We start from the raw sequence: 1,454 nt of genomic DNA, 5'->3' as shown, positions 1-1,454 counted from the left end.
GACTCACCTTGAGAGCCTTCTTTGGGGCCGGGCAGAATCATGCGCCGAAGGAAGAAGAGAACGACGCCGGCGAACACCACCAACAGAATTCCGAGATGCATCCATCCGGTCGAGTTCATCTGAATTCGCCCCTGTATCCGCGTCCTGGACGCCAATTCGATAGCACAATGTGGATGTGATCGCCATGACCGACATCGCCACCTACAACTTCGCCTATCTCGACGAGCAGACCAAAAGGATGATCCGCCGGGCGATCCTCAAGGGCATCGCCATTCCCGGCTACCAGGTGCCGTTCGCTTCGCGCGAAATGCCGATGCCCTACGGCTGGGGCACCGGCGGCGTCCAGGTCACCGCTTCGATCATCGGCCCGGACGATGTGCTGAAGGTCATCGACCAGGGCGCCGACGACACCACCAATGCGGTGTCGATCCGCGCCTTCTTCAAGAAGGTCGCCAATGTCGCGGTGACGACCGACACTGCCAGCGCCACAATCATCCAGACCCGCCACCGCATTCCCGAGCATCCGCTGACGGCGGCCCAGGTGCTGGTCTACCAGGTGCCGATCCCCGAACCCCTGCGCTTCCTCGAACCGCGCGAGACCGAAACGCGCAAAATGCACGCGCTGGAGGAATATGGCCTCATGCACGTCAAGCTCTACGAGGACATCGCCAAGCACGGCCGCATCGCCACCACCTATGCCTATCCGGTCAAGGTCGAGGGCCGCTATGTGATGGACCCCTCGCCGACGCCGAAATTCGACAATCCCAAGATGCACCGCTCGCCGGCCCTGCAGCTGTTTGGCGCCGGCCGCGAAAAGCGCATCTACGCGGTGCCGCCTTTCACCGAAGTGGTCAGCCTCGACTTCGAGGATCATCCGTTCGAGGTCCAGACCTTCGACCAGCCCTGCGCGCTGTGCGCGGCCGAGAACGTCTATCTCGACGAAGTCATCCTCGACGACCATGGCGGCCACATGTTCGTCTGCTCCGACACGGACCATTGCGAGAAGCGGCGAGCGGACGGCTATCGCGGCCATCTTGCCCCGGAAAACCATCTTGCCTCGGGAACAAGGGAGCCGGCGCAATGACCGACGAACCGCTGCTGCGTGTCGCAGCACTTTCTAAATTCTACGGTTCGCGCGTCGGCTGCGACAACGTCTCCTTCGACCTGTGGCCGGGCGAAGTCCTGGCTGTCGTCGGCGAATCCGGCTCCGGCAAGACGACGCTGCTCAACTGCCTGTCGACCCGGCTGCTGCCGAGCTCCGGCACCGCCAGCTACCGCATGCGCGACGGCCAGTTCCGCGAGCTCTACCGCATGAGCGAGGCCGAGCGCCGCTTCCTGATGCGCACCGACTGGGGTTTTGTCCATCAGAACCCCGCCGACGGCCTGCGCATGACGGTGTCGGCGGGCGCCAATGTCGGCGAGCGGCTGATGGCGGTCGGCGACCGTCACTACGG

At 63.7% G+C, this 1,454-nt stretch carries 2 protein-coding genes; both read left to right on the top strand.

Annotated elements, in window-relative coordinates; all coding sequences use genetic code 11:
* Nucleotides 1-184: 184 nt before the first annotated feature.
* Nucleotides 185-1,084: an alpha-D-ribose 1-methylphosphonate 5-phosphate C-P-lyase PhnJ gene (locus EN884_RS35785; protein WP_063170339.1), complete on the top strand. Its 900-nt coding sequence runs from the start codon at nt 185-187 to the stop codon at nt 1,082-1,084.
* Nucleotides 1,081-1,454 (top strand): ATP-binding cassette domain-containing protein (locus EN884_RS35780; RefSeq protein ID WP_128361120.1); only part of this gene is annotated, 374 nt, incomplete at its 3' end. The genes EN884_RS35785 and EN884_RS35780, both read left to right, overlap by 4 nt.

The organism is Mesorhizobium sp. M7A.F.Ca.AU.001.01.1.1, assembly GCF_004022735.1.
GTDB lineage: Bacteria > Pseudomonadota > Alphaproteobacteria > Rhizobiales > Rhizobiaceae > Mesorhizobium > Mesorhizobium ciceri.
This window is presented reverse-complemented; position numbering and strand designations above follow the sequence as displayed.

Coding starts and splice junctions, on each gene's coding strand:
- EN884_RS35785 (WP_063170339.1), top strand. CDS start 185: ATGACCGACATCGCCACCTACAACTTCGCCTATCTCGACGAGCAGACC.